Raw genomic sequence first — 12,812 nt, 5'->3', positions numbered from 1 at the left:
CCGGGACCCTTCGGGCTTTGGTTCCCGGGAGGTGTGGGTGGTGCTTTGCCGGTCATCGAAACCTCCTTCCTGACTCGAAGCCTGAACGGCGAGGCCGAGGCGATGGTTCCGGAGGCATCCGCGCAAAACGGCTGGCGAAATGTCACGTTGCCGACCGTAGCGGCCTTGAGCTGGATGTGAACGCCTTGCGACTGTAGTCCATGGGCGAAAGCATTGGTCCCAATCCCGAAGCATAAGCCGGTGAAGCTCATTTGGTTAGGAACCGGCGAGCATCAGTCCCTTTGTCGTCGGTTCACAAACACCCGCCGTTGCCTGCGACACGGCGGGTGTTTGTTTGCGGGAGTTGCACATGCAGTTCGGCGAAATCATTGCGAACCTATTCGTAGCGCTTCTCCTGACATGCGTGCTCGCAATCCCCTTCTCGCTGGCCGGCAGACCGCTTTGGCGGAGCGAGAAGCGAAGATGATCGTCCTCTTGCCGCCGGACGTTTGTGACCACTGCATCCGTCAGGGCACCATTTCACCCGCGCTTGCCCGACACGTTCGATACCCGACTTTTGCAGCCTAGACCCGAGCGGGATCAATGGTTGGTTGGCTTGAGCCGTGTCTGACGAGCATTTCAGTGCGAAGTTTTTCGTCGTTGGCTTCCGGCCGTAAAGCCGGAAAGCTCTTGCTCCGAGCAGAGCAGCCTCGGGCGTGCCGGTTCGGAAATATCGATCTTGTCCCAGGGAATCCGATAAAGACCCTCGCGGCGCCGCAGCGCGAAGACGTCGAGCAATGCAGTGCCGATGGTCGAAGCGGACAGGCGCTCGAAAGCGGCGAAGATACCGACATGGAATTCAGTCACGACGAGGTCGTCGCCATCCTGCTCTGCGATGATCTCCTCGATATAGCCGATGCTCCTGCCGTTTTCGGACCACACGCGCCTGCCTGCCAGATGGTCGAGATTGACAGTCGCCATCGTCAGGCTCCCGGAATCCGGCCGACGACGTGTTGGCGCAGCCAGTCCTGCCAGGCAAAGACTTTGGTCCGGCGCACGTCGATATCGAATTCGATGTCGACCCCGATGTCGCGCACCTTGTTCCACGCGATCCGATGCGGCCGTGCCTGGCGCTTGCCGCTCAGCCTTGCCGCGAGCCGCGCGGCCCATCGCCCGGGCGCCGCGCCAAGCCGTCGCCCCAGCGCGACCGAGCCAAGTTCGATGGCAACGACCCTGGGCGGTTTTCCTTGTCTCAACTCGGCGACCAGCCCATCAACCTTGCCGATCTTGACCTGTTCGCGGTCGACGACCTGCTTGTCCAGGATATCGCGCAGCAGTTGCATCAGGTGCCTCCGAATATCTGCAGCGGAATGGTCACCACCGCCAGCACGAAGCCGAGTGCGATGATGAAGATCACTGCCGTGTTCGAAACGACGCCGTTGCGGTGCTCGCCGACATAGCGGTCGTCATTCAGCAGGATAAGGAACGGAACGACGGTCAGCGGCAGGCTGGCTGCGGTCAGCGCCATTGAGAAGATGGTGAGCTTCAGGGGATCGAGACCGAGCGCTATCGGAACGGCGGCGAGGAAGAGGCTCAGCGTGTAGACGAGGCTGAAGCCGGGATCGTCGCGCGGCTTGAGATCTTCGCCCCACGTCCACCCGAATCCCTGCGCGACAAGATAGGCTTGCTGCAACGCCACTTCGAGCGTGGCGCCGAAGCAGGCGACGGCCAGCGAAGCAACGAAAAGTACGAAACCCGAGAAGCCGAATATCGGGATCAGCATCAGCGGAAGCTGGTTATAGTCGTCCACCTCGGTAACACCATTAGCGCCAAGCACCACCGCCGCCACGATCAGAACGCCCACGGAAATCGTTCCACCGAAAGTCATGCCCAGGCCAGCAATCGCCCGATTGGCGCCGAGATAGCTCTTGTCCCACTGATCCTCGATCGCGCCTGAGGAATAGAACATAAAAAGGTAGGGCGAGATCGAGGCGCCGAGAATGCTGACGGCCATGAACCAGTATTTTGCCGTGTCATGCTGCGGCAGGCTGGGCACGGCACCGGCAGCCACCCCTTTCCAGTCGGGGTGAAGCATCACGGCTGCCACGACGAGGCAGAGGGTGACGAGGCCAAGGATCGACACGCCTTTCTCGATAAGGCCGAACGTGCCCTTCCACAACAGCAGCCACGCGAAAAACGCCACCGGCAACGCCCACCACTGGAAACCAATGCCCGTGGCAAGCTCGGCCGCAATGGCAACGCCGCCTATCTCGGCGGAGAGCACCAGGAAGTTGACCAACAAGGCTGCAAGCAGCGGCCAGATGAACGCATTGAAGCCGAACCGTTCGCGGATGCCATCGGAGATGGTATGACGGCTCACCGCGGCGAAGCGACCAGCCATCTCGACCAGAAAGATGATGCAGATGGTGCCGAGCGCGACCGCCCAGATGAGCTGGAAGCCGAACAGCGCGCCGGCCTGTGCCGCCGTCGCCATCGAACCGACCTCCAGGAAGCCGCCGACGCTGGTCACGACACCCAGCGAGATCTCGAGCAGCTTCTTCATCGTTGCGGCGCGAAATATTCGCTGTAGGCCTTGGCGAGATCGCCTTGCGCGGCACGAAGCTCCTGTTGCGCCTGGTCGGCCTGCGCGTGGTGTTCGGTCTTGACCGCGCTCGCGGCCCGGTTCGCCGCGTTCGACAACCGGCTGAAGGCAGTGCTTAACGCATCGCGCTTCGCTGGATCTGACGGAGAGGCCGACTGCACCTGCCGGGCGGCGTCGGCGAGAGTCTCGGCGAAGGATAGCAAGGCAGAAGAGGCGTAACAGGATGGCGCGGCACCCGAAAGCCAGGCATCAGTCACCATCGCGGCCGCCTGCGCCGTCGAGCTTGCAAGCTCCGTTTGCTGTTCGGCGGTGTCGGACGAAGAACAGGAGGTTAGCGCCAGTAAAAGCAGCGGTAGGCAGGCGCGGCTCAGCCGAATAACAGGGCCGACCATCTTCCCCTCATTGCAATCGCTTGAAATCATGAAGATAAAGCCCGCAACCACAGGAAAGTTCCTCTCGTCCGCGATTTGCGGCGTCGAGGCTGGCCTGGGTTCCGTGCTGGCAGCAGGGCCTGCTTCCGACATCGTTTGGCTATTGTTCGGTGGCCTGGCGATCGATCATCTGCTCGCGCTGCGCGCCAGACTCCAGCCGAGGCGGACTTAGCATTGGCCCATGGCCTGCCTCCAAGAAATGCAGCTTCGTTCTGCGGAGGTGGATGAAGCGCCCGAGCGGGCGTCCAGCCAATGCCCGTCTCGCAGGCAGGTTGTTGTACAGGGCCAAGCCAACCGTTGCCGCCGCAAGCAACAGGACGGCTTTCCGTTTGGGCTTTGCGGTCACGATTGCAAGGATTCGAGGGCGGGGAGTCCACCAGCAGGGCTTAACGATCCTCGGGGGCGCAGCGTCACTGATGGGCCGGTTCAGGCCGATCCTTTCTGGGGCAGTTCGGTCTCTTCCTCGACCTGATTGCGTAGCGCCTGGCGTCCAGATTTCGCGTTCTCGGTGTCAGCCGGCTGCTTTTGTCGATCGAGCTCATGATCCACCGTCTTGCGAGATCCCTCCACGGGATCTTCTTGCGACAAACGTTCGTCCGTCGCGGTTTGCCAGACGGGCTGACTGCTGCTAGATTCCGATCTGGCAGGATTCGCTTTCTCATTAGACTTCGTCATCGATACGTTCTCTGTTTCGACGGATTATCTGTCCGCCAAACCTTTGGCATCGGCCTTTTGTTCCGGCATGCACGCAGATCCATTACTGCGGGCCCTCGGCATCCTCCGAAGTCTCATGCCCAGGCTCGGCTGCTTCCAGGGCATCGATGACTGGCGCCAGTGAATTCTCCTCGCCGAGATACGCCTCCTCGTTTCCGTCGCCGGTTCTATCGAGTGCGCGCTGGATGGCATCTTCAATGTTGCCTAGCTCCTGCTCCCGCACTTCGCGCCCGTAACCGGCCGCATCGGCATCCTGCTCGAACTGCTGCGCCAGCATCGGAACGCTGACCTCGGTGTCGGCCGGCAAGTTGCCGACATTCTCCTCCAGCCAGCTGCGCAGGAATTCTTTCGTCGCATTCATGGAGCACCTCCTCGCAGTGAGATAACCGGGCCATGGCGCCGAGGTTCCGATGTGACTACAGGAGTTGGAAGCGCGCTTCGGCATGCCGCCGTTCGACCGCTCCCAGCGCACACCCCGACTGACGTTGCAAATTCTGATCGAGCCGCCGTTGCCTTCCCGTTTGGTCCCGAGTGCCGGTTCGCGACGCCCGGCGCGCCGATACATCAAAGTTAAATGCAGCGACTGCCGCGTTAGTGTATGCAAGCTTCGGGGGGCTGCTCGGGAGGAGCGCCCATGGAGATACGAGACTTCGTTTCCAAGCTGTCGGCCGCGTTGCGCAAGCGGCAGGCTGCTGCCGTGCCATCGCTGCCCGGCAAGCCGATGCGGGTATCGCTGGCCGATGTTCCGCTCAAACCACCGCAGAGGCCGGAATATCGACCTCGGCCACCCATCCGGCCAGCTTCAAATATGTAATTCGCCATCCGTGATCAGTCGTTGTCGGAACCAACGCGATCAGCAGCGGTTAACGAAGCGAAGGGACCGCAACCCGAATGGGAGCGGAAGAATGGATTTGCTGGATATGAAACTGGCCAAGGCCAGGCAGAATGTCGGCCGGGCGAAGCTGGATCTCGAACGTGCTGAAGAATTGCTCGGAGACGACTGCGGCATCGGCATCAGCTTGGCGTTGTGCGGCCGGATACGGTCCGCTCAACGCCGGGTGAGCGAGGCCAAGCGACAGATGATGAAGATCGACCCGCCAGCCCGGAAGGCTTCGGCACGACTCGGCGCACCAAGTCGAGCACGCACTGGCAAAGCTGGCTGAGGCAAACATGGCCGACCGCGTGCAGCGATTGGCCGGCGTCGCGACTGTCGATCTTCTCCCCAAGACCCCGTTGCGACTTCCCCCGCGATCTGGCGGAACAACTTTGCTCTGATCCACCCGTGTCGGGATTCAATTTGCTTGGCGCCCCCTCAACCCTAGGGCAAACTTCCCTTGGGGCCGCAGGAGGTGAAATGAGAGCACGCGCAGCTACGCTCGGCGATCTCGAGGACGTCTTTCATGGCCTCTCCAAGCGGATGTCGGACGAGTACGTCGCCGCCGGCAAGGACAGCAAGATCGCCTACGACAATCTGATGATGAATTTGAAGGAAGGCCGTGCGCACGCGCTGATCGAGGGCGAGAAGGCGGTGGCGATCATCGCCTGGCATGAAAGCAGCGACGCCGCCGATACGCTGTTCGCCGCGCAGGATGATTTCTTCCGGGCCTCGACCGTCCGCTTCTGCAAGCGGCATATCAGGCATATCCAGGCGCTGGCCGGTAACCTTCCCATCCACTCGCGCAGTTGGCTCAAGGGGCCCGATGTCGCCAGATGGTTTCACATCATCGGCTACGTCGAGCGCGGCCAGGAGAACGGCGCCAATCTGTTCGAACTGCCCTCGGCTCGCGCCGGCTAAGGAGCCCCTGGCCAGCGGCAGGTGTTGCTGCTCCTTACCGCAAACGCCGACTGTACCCCGCCATTGCCCGTGCAGATTTGTCGGTGCGGGTCACCGTCTTCGGCTCCTCGCCCTTCGACTGCGGCGGCCTTGCGAATTGCACACCCGACCGCCTTATTGACTGCCTCAGCAAGCGGCTTGCGCAGGGCGACGATTGGCGGGATGTTGCTGGGGGCAACCGGCGCCAAACCGGCAGGCCGGGATCGATATGGCTGCTGGAAAATGTCGCGAGCTTGCTTCGCCTTTCTTGTCTTTGTTGCCTTGCTGACGCCGGTAGAGGCAAGCGAGCGCATGTCTCATCTGCTTGACCGCTCCAACCTGCCGATCTCCTATTTTCGCGGATCGGATCTTGTGACCGCATACACGACTGCAATGGCGCATTTCCGTCTGCAGCTCGCAGGGCGTGCCGGCGAAACCAATCTTGCGGTCCCTCTCGAACCATCGCTTTTGCGGGCGGAATTCCGTGCGCGGACATGGCGCTCGGCGGATGGCAGCTTGTTGCAAGGCTTCGCCGGCAAGGGCGGCTTCCGGTTGACTATCGGCAACTGCCTGGCGCGTATCTGCGCCGCCAGCGAATGCAGCGATGCCGGTTGGCCGGTCTACGCCTGCAGCGACGGACGCAAGCGCAAGATGTCCGTCACGGATTTTGTGACGGCAAGATTCGATGGCATCCCCTATCGTCGATTGAGCGCGCCCCCCTCACAGGAATGATGGCGCTTCTTACCGAGGCAGGCGTTCGGCAGCGGCAATATTCCCTTGCCGCACCTCGAACGCCGCCTGCACAGCTCGGTTGACTGTCACAGGCAGGATCGACATGTGGTTCTCGCCAGCGTGCAGTTCGAAGCTCGCGCGTATCCCGGGCAAAGCGTCGAGGCGCTCCGCCATCGCCCGGGCGAATTCGTCGGTGCGCGTCAGCTTTTTCTGCTCAAGGCGCTTTTGTTCGTCGTCGGCACCGATCTGGAATGGTGCCAATTTCGCGGTCTCATATTCGCCTGCCGACAGGATGACATTGGCCGTCAGGCCATCGGGAACAGCCGCTTCGAAAGTTTCCAGGAAACGGTCGATGGTGCGGTCCTCCCAATAGATGGCGGGGCTGGCCGCGATGAAGGTTCGGAACGAAAGCGGGCGCGTGAACAGGGCGTAGAGTGCGAACAGGCCGCCGAACGAGTGGCCATAGAGTGCCTGGCGTTTCCCGTCGATCCTGGTCCGGCCGGCGACCCACGGCTTCAACTCGTCTTCGATGAAGGCCAGGAAATCCCCTGCCCCGCCGGTCCTGACTTCGGACGTGCCCTCGTGGAAGGGCGGATATATCTTGCCGGGCGGCGGGCCGAGGTCCCATGAGCGGCGCAGCGGGTCGTAGGCGCTCTCGACGGGATAGCCGATGGCGACGATGACGCCCCAGCCGACATTGGTGCCCAGGGGATAGAAGGCCTGCGCGCGCATGGCGTCGACCGCCGTGGCGATGACGGCGTTGCCGTCGGTCATGTAGAGCACCGGCCAGCCGGCCTCGGGCGCCGGGCCTGATGGCACATGGATGAAGACGCGCCAGGGATCGCCGCCGTCCTTGGGTACAAGATCGTGCATGGTGGTGTCGGCGATCAAGGTGGGCGATGCCTTCGGCGAGACGGTCATGGCTCTTCCAGGAGACAAGATCAGCGACGGCGCAGCAGCCACATCAGCACCGGGCCGCCGATCAGCGTGGCGACGAGGCCAGCCGGGATCTGCCGCGGGAAGATGGCGGTGCGGCCGATCCAGTCGGCGGCAACCATGATCAACGCGCCGGCGAGCACCGCGCCGACGGCTTGCGGCAGTGCGCGGGCGAGGCCGAGACGGCGGGCAAGATGGGGCGCCATCAGGCCGATGAAGGTCAGCGGCCCGACCACCAGGGTCGAGGCCGCGGTGAGTGCGGCGACCATCAAAAGCACGAGGAGCCGCGTTACGCTCAGATTGACGCCGAGGCTTTGCATGGCAGCGGACCCAAGCGGCAGCATGTCCAGCCAGCGCATGAAGAGCGGAGCAAGCAAGGACAGGCAAAAGGCGATCGCCGAGGTCAAAAGCGCCGAGTTCGCATCGACGCCATAGGTCGAGCCGGTCAGCCAGTTGAGCAAAAGCATGGCGCGCGGATCGCCGGTGGCGGTGAGCACCAGGATCAGCGCGTCGAACAGGGCCGTCAGGGCAACGCCGGCAAGCAGCAGCCGCTCCGGCGCATAGGCGGCGCGGCGGCCGATGGCGAGCGTTACCAGCAAAGCGGCGAAGGCACCGACGGTGGCGGCCGCGGTCTGGACGGAGCGGCCCGCATCGGACAGCGAAAACAGCGCCACCATCATGCCGAGCGCGGCGCCGGCGCTGATGCCGAGCACTTCGGGGCTGGCCATCGGGTTGCCGGTCAGCCGCTGCATCATAAGCCCGGCCAGCGCCAGCATTGCGCCGGCGGCAAGCGCGGCGCACACCCTGGGCAACCGCCAGGACAGCAAGGGCTGCAGCTGGTCGCCGGACGCGAATGTCCAGCCATGCGGCCCCGGTGCATAGAGCAAGGCCAGCGCGAGCAGCAGAAGCAAGAGGCCGCCTATCGCCGCAAGCGCCAGGCCGGGACGACGGGCACGCGGCAGACGATCCGAGCCCAGCGACAGCGTCTCGGTGGCAAGTTTCAGGCGCGGCAACAGCCAGAGCAGCAGCGGCGCGCCGAGAAGTGCTGTCATCGCGCCGGTCGGCAGCAGATCGCCCTGCGGGCCGGTCGCGACCTGCACGCCCTGGTCGACGGCCCACAGCAAGGCGCCGCCGATCAGCGGCGCTATCAAGAGCTGCTGGCCGAGCCGCCGGGCGCCGCCGATGCGCGCCAGGGTCGCGGCGGCGAGGCCGACGAAACCGATGACGCCGACAGCGGCGACGACAAAGGCGATGAGGGCGACGGCGGCCGCCAGGCCGGCGAAGCGCCAGATGCCGAGCGGAACGCCCAGGCTGCGTGCGCCTTCGTCGCCGAGGCCAAGCAAGGTCAGCGGCCGCACCATCAGGCCGATCGCCAGCGCCGTGCCGCCCAGGCGCGGCAAGAGCCACAGCGTCGTCGACCAGTCCTGCTGGCCGAGCGAACCGGCGCCCCAGATGAACAGGCTGGCCAGCCATTCATGCCGCAGCACCACCAGCGCCGCGCCGATAGCGCCGGCATAGAGGCTGACGACAAGCCCGGCCAGCACGACCGCAAGCGGCGACAGGCCCTTGTGCCAGGACAGCGCGAAGACCGCGGCCAGGGCCGTGAACGCGCCGGCCAGCGCCACCCATTCGCGGCCGAAGGCAAGCAGCGACGGCGCAAGAAGCGTCGTGAGCGCCAGCGCCAGATAGGCGCCGGCCGAGACGCCGACGGTTTCAGGCGAGGCGAGCGGGTTGCGCAGAACCTGCTGCAGCACCGTGCCGGCTAGGCCGAGTGCCGCGCCACAGAGCAGGCTGACGGCAAGCCGGGGCAGGAAGGCGTAGTGGACGAGCACCTGCCGCATGTCTCCGATATCGGGGCTTGCAAGCGCATCGAGCCAGAGTGCAGGCGGCAATTGCACGATCATGTTGGAAAGGCTTGCGGCAGCGGCGACGCCGACAAGCACGGCGCAGAGCAGGATCGCGCCCGCCGGATATTTCTTGAGGATAGGAAACGACGACGCACAAACTGGCGGCGCGAACCTGGCATCGTCGGACAAGATTGCCTCCTGCTCAGCCACCGGCGGGCTCCGTCGTCAGCGCTTGCGCCAGCAGCCGGGCAAAACGGCTCGCCGAAGGCAGCGTGCCGAACATCAGAACGGGGGCAAGACGCATGATCGAGCGGTTGCGCACGAACGGCATGGCATTCCAGACCGGGCTTTCGGTCAGCGTGCCGCCCGCCCCCTCCGGCAAGGGTTCGAGATAGGCAAGGCGCGCATCGTCCGATGTCGCCAGCCCGTCGATGCCGACAGTTGCAAATCCCCAGTAATTGGTCTCGCCGGTCCAGGCGTTGCGGATGCCGATGCGGTCGAACACCGCCTGGAACAGGCTTTTCTCGCCGTAGACACGCACATTGCGCGGATCGAGGAAGCTGACGACATAGATCGGCCTCGCCGACAGCGGCGCCAGCCGCTGCCTGACATCAGAAAAATGCGCCTCCGTTGCGGCGATCAGGGCTTCGCCTTCGCTTTCCCTGCCGACAAGCGCCGCCAGCTGGCGGGTCGCCTCGATGGCGCGCTGGTAGGGCTGGCCATCCGGCGTGTAGATGCCGATCGTCGTTACCGGCGCCACGCGTTCGAGTAGCGGTTTGATGCCGTCGAGATAGGGGATGGAGAGAATGACGTCGGGACGAAGTTGCTGCAGGAATTCGAGATTGGGCTCCAGGATCGTGCCGATATCGGCCACCTGCGGCGGCAGCGGCGGCTCGACCACCCATTTTTCCCAGACCTCGCGGTCGGCGACGGCGACCGGCGTGACGCCGAGCATCAGCAAGGTCTCCGCCAGCCCATCGTCCAGGCAGACGATGCGCAGCGGCTTCACGTCAGCCGGCCGAACCATGGTTGCGACCAAAGGCAGCACGAACAGCGCCAGCGCGCCGCGCCGAGTCATCCGAGCGCGCGGGCGATCGGTGACCCGCCCGTTATCCTGATCTGTTTTCAACGTGACGTGCCTGTCTGCGGATCTAGGCCCGAACGACCAATGCTGGTTGACTATAAAACATGATTTTCGTAGTCAAGATTTTAGATGACTGGGAGCCATCAATCTGGCGGCTGCAGGCAGGCGCTGCGACTCGCGGCCGCAGTCGCGAAGGCCGAAACGGGGGGCGAATTGCGGGCGCGGTCAAGCCAGGTATCTGAAAAGACGGTGACAAGCGCCGCTGGAACGTGTTGAAGATGACACTCAGCACCTAGGGGACATACGATCGGGTTGCGCTCGGCAAGTGTTGATGGTTTGTTGCCGGTCAGCGGAGAACGAGTGATGCGAGAATCCTTAGGTCAAGACGAGTATGGGTCGGCCAACCCTTTCGATCCGGACGACCTGCCAAATCTGAACGCGATCGGGCCGGGAATCGGCAACAACGATTTCGAGAAATACGCGGTCGCCGTGATCATCGTGTTCGGCGCCCTGATCATTGGCGGGCTGATGGCCGCATCGATGACCTTCGGCCACCGCAACGGCTTCCTCTTCGCGCTGGGCGGCGCCACATCGGCGTGGATCTCCGGAAACGCACTTCTGCTCGACCGGCCGCGCATCTACGCGCTGTTCGTCGCCATCGCCGCCCTGATGCTGATCGCATCGACGATCACGCTGGTGACCTGACGGCCCTCGCCGGGCTTTGAACCGCTGTCCGAGAATCCGCCTGGAATCAGTATCCGAGCGCCTCGCCTGAGGCCGCGCGGCTGTCGATGGCGCCGTTATAGCGCGCGCCGCCGCCCTTCCCGATTTCCGCCAGGCTCTTGCCGCCAACGAGAATGCCGGCCGCCTGGCCCCAGGTCTGGTCGCTCAGATCGAGGTGATAGCCCATGCCGGCCAGCAGCCTTTCGGTGTCCGGCGACAGTCCGAACGGTTCGATGTAAACCGTGTCGGGCAGCCACTGGTGGTGGATGCGCGGCGCGTCGATCGCCTCCTGGATGTTCATCCCGTGGTCGATGACGTTGACGATCGCTTCTAGCGTGATGGTGATGATGCGCGAGCCGCCCGGGCTGCCGATGACCATGAACGGCTTGCCGTCCTTGGCGACGATAGTCGGGCTCATCGATGACAGCGGTGTCTTCTTGGGCTGGATGGCGTTGGCCTCGCCCTGGACCAGCCCATAGAGGTTAGGCACGCCAGGCTTCTGGGTGAAGTCGTCCATCTCGTTGTTGAGCAGGATGCCGGTGCCGTCGGCGACGACGCCGGCGCCGAACGAGCCGTTCAGCGTGTAGGTGACCGCGACCGCATTGCCGTCATTGTCGATGATGGAGTAGTGGGTCGTCTCCTTCGACTCGCCAAAGCCCTTCGGCATCAGATCCTGCGAGACGCCGGCGCGGAACGGATCGATCTTGTCGCGGATGTCCTTGGCGTAGCCTTTGTCGAGCAGCTTCGAGACCGGATTGTCGACGAAATCGGGATCGCCAAGTGCCGAATTGCGGTCGACATAGGCATGGCGCATGGCCTCGACCATGACATGGACCGTCTCGGCCGAACCAGCGCCGAGATAGGACAGCGGATAGCCTTCCAGCACGTTGAGTATCTCGCAGATGATGACACCGCCCGAGCTTGGCGGCGGCGAGGATGTGATCTCGTAGCCGCGATAGCTGCAGGTCACCGGTTTGAGTTCGCGCACCGCATATTGCTCGAAATCTGGTTTGGCCAGGATGCCGCCCTTGGCGCCGCTTGCCTTGACGATGGCGTCGGCGATGGCGCCTTTGTAGAATGCATCAGGACCTTTGTCGGAAATCGCCGAGAGCGAGGCGGCAAGATCAGGCTGGACCAGCCGCTCGCCGATGCCATAGGGCTTGCCATCGGGCTTCAGGAAAATGGCGGCCGCGGCGGGATCCTTGGCCAGCCGCTCCGCATTGCCGGCAAGGGACGCGGCATCGCCCTGGTTGAGGACGAAGCCGTCCTTGGCATAGGTGATCGCCGGCGCCATCAGGTCTTGCCGGGACAGCGTCCCATATTTTTCACGCGCCATCTCGAAGCCGGCCACCGAGCCCGGCACGCCAACGGCGAGGTAGCCGTCCAGGCTCGCCCCCTTCACCGGTTTGCCGTCCTTGTCGAGATACATGGTCTTGGTCGCCGCCAGCGGCGCGCGTTCGCGGAAGTCGAGAAAAGTCGACTTGCCGTCCTTGAAGCGGACGGTCATGAAACCGCCGCCGCCGATGTTGCCGGCATTCGGGTAGACGACGGCGAGCGCATAACCCACCGCGACCGCCGCATCGACGGCATTGCCGCCCTTCTTCAACACCTCGACGCCGACTTCGGATGCCAGGTGCTGGGCCGTCACCACCATGCCGTGCTCGCCCTTGGCCGGCGCCGGCGAGGCGGCGAAAACCGCCACCGACTGAAGGGTAAGCATCAACGATAGACTGACGGCGATCAGCGTTCTGCGGGTGAGCGGCATGGCGTGCCTCCGGGAGCGTGAGGGGTGCGCCTAGAAGAGCCTCTTGGGGTGGGTTAGTCCAGCCAATAATAACGGGTGGCGATCCTTCACACCCCCCTCTGTCCTGCCGGACATCTCCCCCGCAAGGGGGGGAGATCGGTTGTTGTCCCTGCTTTCGCCAATCTCCGACGTTGCAGGAAGAGCGCC

Annotated in this window: 14 protein-coding genes; 4 read left to right on the top strand and 10 right to left on the bottom strand. The window is 63.8% G+C overall.

Features of this window, described 5'->3' with window-relative positions:
• Positions 1-618: 618 nt before the first annotated feature.
• The 6 genes from FJ978_RS13205 to FJ978_RS13180 all read right to left on the bottom strand — a co-directional run bounded on the left by FJ978_RS13205 (position 619) and on the right by FJ978_RS13180 (position 4,087).
• A complete protein-coding gene (locus FJ978_RS13205) occupies positions 619-960 on the bottom strand; it encodes a hypothetical protein (protein WP_140572456.1) in 342 nt (113 codons plus the stop codon).
• Positions 961-962: 2 nt separating this feature from the next.
• Positions 963-1,322 (bottom strand): hypothetical protein, encoded by a 360-nt coding sequence (locus FJ978_RS13200; protein ID WP_013897218.1) that lies wholly within the window; start codon positions 1,320-1,322, stop codon positions 963-965.
• Positions 1,322-2,542 (bottom strand): divalent metal cation transporter, encoded by a 1,221-nt coding sequence (locus tag FJ978_RS13195; RefSeq protein WP_140572455.1) that lies wholly within the window; start codon positions 2,540-2,542, stop codon positions 1,322-1,324. Before FJ978_RS13195 ends, FJ978_RS13200 begins: the two co-directional genes overlap by 1 nt.
• Positions 2,539-3,024 carry a hypothetical protein gene (locus FJ978_RS13190; RefSeq protein ID WP_013897220.1) on the bottom strand — a complete coding sequence of 162 codons (486 nt, stop codon included), beginning with the start codon at positions 3,022-3,024 and terminating at the stop codon, positions 2,539-2,541. The genes FJ978_RS13195 and FJ978_RS13190 overlap by 4 nt, the downstream gene beginning before the upstream one ends.
• Before the next feature lie 414 nt (positions 3,025-3,438).
• On the bottom strand, positions 3,439-3,687 hold the full coding sequence (locus tag FJ978_RS13185) for a hypothetical protein (protein ID WP_140572454.1): 249 nt from the start codon (positions 3,685-3,687) through the stop codon (positions 3,439-3,441).
• A gap of 82 nt (positions 3,688-3,769) precedes the next feature.
• On the bottom strand, positions 3,770-4,087 hold the full coding sequence (locus FJ978_RS13180) for a DUF768 domain-containing protein (RefSeq protein ID WP_013897221.1): 318 nt from the start codon (positions 4,085-4,087) through the stop codon (positions 3,770-3,772).
• 544 nt (positions 4,088-4,631) lie between these two features.
• On the opposite strand from FJ978_RS13180, the gene FJ978_RS13175 reads away from it, so the two are divergent.
• From FJ978_RS13175 to FJ978_RS13165, 3 genes are all read left to right on the top strand, one after another.
• Positions 4,632-4,889 (top strand): hypothetical protein, encoded by a 258-nt coding sequence (locus tag FJ978_RS13175; RefSeq protein ID WP_049802428.1) that lies wholly within the window; start codon positions 4,632-4,634, stop codon positions 4,887-4,889.
• A 191-nt stretch (positions 4,890-5,080) separates the two neighbouring features.
• Positions 5,081-5,521, top strand: coding sequence for a hypothetical protein (locus FJ978_RS13170; protein ID WP_140572453.1), 441 nt, complete (start codon positions 5,081-5,083; stop codon positions 5,519-5,521).
• Positions 5,522-5,698: 177 nt separating this feature from the next.
• On the top strand, positions 5,699-6,271 hold the full coding sequence (locus FJ978_RS13165) for a hypothetical protein (RefSeq protein WP_246678116.1): 573 nt from the start codon (positions 5,699-5,701) through the stop codon (positions 6,269-6,271).
• Positions 6,272-6,280: 9 nt separating this feature from the next.
• On the opposite strand, the gene FJ978_RS13160 is transcribed toward FJ978_RS13165, so the two are convergent.
• From FJ978_RS13160 to FJ978_RS13150, 3 genes are all read right to left on the bottom strand, one after another.
• Positions 6,281-7,192: an alpha/beta hydrolase-fold protein gene (locus FJ978_RS13160; protein ID WP_140572452.1), complete on the bottom strand. Its 912-nt coding sequence runs from the start codon at positions 7,190-7,192 to the stop codon at positions 6,281-6,283.
• A 20-nt stretch (positions 7,193-7,212) separates the two neighbouring features.
• Positions 7,213-9,192, bottom strand: coding sequence for a Fe(3+)-hydroxamate ABC transporter permease FhuB (fhuB, locus tag FJ978_RS13155; RefSeq protein ID WP_246678132.1), 1,980 nt, complete (start codon positions 9,190-9,192; stop codon positions 7,213-7,215).
• Between the two features lie 64 nt (positions 9,193-9,256).
• The gene (locus FJ978_RS13150) at positions 9,257-10,132 is read right to left on the bottom strand and encodes an ABC transporter substrate-binding protein (protein WP_140572450.1); all 876 of its coding nucleotides are present in this window, start codon (positions 10,130-10,132) and stop codon (positions 9,257-9,259) included.
• Between the two features lie 369 nt (positions 10,133-10,501).
• Between FJ978_RS13150 and FJ978_RS33175 the strand changes: the two genes are divergently transcribed.
• Positions 10,502-10,843, top strand: a complete 342-nt coding sequence (locus FJ978_RS33175; RefSeq protein WP_013897228.1) for a hypothetical protein — start codon at positions 10,502-10,504, stop codon at positions 10,841-10,843.
• Positions 10,844-10,889: 46 nt separating this feature from the next.
• Here the strand turns inward: FJ978_RS33175 and ggt are convergent, their stop codons facing one another.
• A complete protein-coding gene (gene ggt / locus FJ978_RS13140; RefSeq protein WP_140572449.1) occupies positions 10,890-12,626 on the bottom strand; it encodes a gamma-glutamyltransferase in 1,737 nt (578 codons plus the stop codon).
• Between the last annotated feature and the right edge of the window lie 186 nt (positions 12,627-12,812).

This window comes from Mesorhizobium sp. B1-1-7, assembly GCF_006442705.1.
Taxonomy (GTDB): Bacteria; Pseudomonadota; Alphaproteobacteria; order Rhizobiales; family Rhizobiaceae; genus Mesorhizobium; species Mesorhizobium opportunistum.
The sequence above is the reverse complement of the archived record's forward strand: the minus strand, read 5'-3'. Positions and strand labels throughout refer to the sequence as shown.

Bases quoted from the DNA above. Each gene is read 5' to 3' on its own strand.
- FJ978_RS13150 (WP_140572450.1), bottom strand. From the start codon at position 10,132: ATGACTCGGCGCGGCGCGCTGGCGCTGTTCGTGCTGCCTTTGGTCGCA.
- ggt (WP_140572449.1), bottom strand. From the start codon at position 12,626: ATGCCGCTCACCCGCAGAACGCTGATCGCCGTCAGTCTATCGTTGATG.
- FJ978_RS13185 (WP_140572454.1), bottom strand. From the start codon at position 3,687: ATGACGAAGTCTAATGAGAAAGCGAATCCTGCCAGATCGGAATCTAGC.
- FJ978_RS13195 (WP_140572455.1), bottom strand. From the start codon at position 2,542: ATGAAGAAGCTGCTCGAGATCTCGCTGGGTGTCGTGACCAGCGTCGGC.
- FJ978_RS13175 (WP_049802428.1), top strand. From the start codon at position 4,632: ATGGATTTGCTGGATATGAAACTGGCCAAGGCCAGGCAGAATGTCGGC.
- FJ978_RS13170 (WP_140572453.1), top strand. From the start codon at position 5,081: ATGAGAGCACGCGCAGCTACGCTCGGCGATCTCGAGGACGTCTTTCAT.
- FJ978_RS13205 (WP_140572456.1), bottom strand. From the start codon at position 960: ATGGCGACTGTCAATCTCGACCATCTGGCAGGCAGGCGCGTGTGGTCC.
- FJ978_RS13180 (WP_013897221.1), bottom strand. From the start codon at position 4,087: ATGAATGCGACGAAAGAATTCCTGCGCAGCTGGCTGGAGGAGAATGTC.
- FJ978_RS13160 (WP_140572452.1), bottom strand. From the start codon at position 7,192: ATGACCGTCTCGCCGAAGGCATCGCCCACCTTGATCGCCGACACCACC.
- FJ978_RS13200 (WP_013897218.1), bottom strand. From the start codon at position 1,322: ATGCAACTGCTGCGCGATATCCTGGACAAGCAGGTCGTCGACCGCGAA.
- FJ978_RS33175 (WP_013897228.1), top strand. From the start codon at position 10,502: ATGCGAGAATCCTTAGGTCAAGACGAGTATGGGTCGGCCAACCCTTTC.